Source organism: Mesorhizobium sp. M1A.T.Ca.IN.004.03.1.1 (genome assembly GCF_003997555.1).
In the GTDB taxonomy this organism is placed as follows: domain Bacteria; phylum Pseudomonadota; class Alphaproteobacteria; order Rhizobiales; family Rhizobiaceae; genus Mesorhizobium.
Map to the genome: position 1 here is coordinate 1 of NZ_RZTV01001005.1, position 240 is coordinate 240.

The 240-nt window shown below is 63.8% G+C and carries 2 pseudogenes; one reads left to right on the top strand and one right to left on the bottom strand.

From position 1 onward, the window contains the following. A pseudogene (locus EOD29_RS37745) lies at positions 1-123 on the bottom strand (penicillin-binding transpeptidase domain-containing protein); the annotation flags it as partial. Here EOD29_RS37745 and EOD29_RS37750 point away from each other — a divergent pair. Continuing rightward, positions 118-240 (top strand): annotated as a pseudogene (locus EOD29_RS37750) (class D beta-lactamase); the annotation flags it as partial. The pseudogenes EOD29_RS37745 and EOD29_RS37750 sit on opposite strands and share 6 nt — an antisense overlap.

The following is a 240-nucleotide window of genomic DNA, read 5'->3' on the forward strand; positions in this document are numbered from 1 at the left end:
GTCGCTCAGGATTGCGGAATCGTAGCCGATCAGCGCCAGAGGCACCTTGAAGGTGGAAGCCGGGCTGACGCGCCGGTCGCAGACGCCGTCCTGGTAAAGCGTCGCGCCGCTTTCCGAATCCTGAGGGACCAGCATACGCCGAGCTGGGACTACAAGCCGGAGTTCAACGCGGTGAAGCGCGACCGCAAGACCGTCGACCCGACGATCTGGGAACGCGACTCCATCATCTGGTATTCGCGC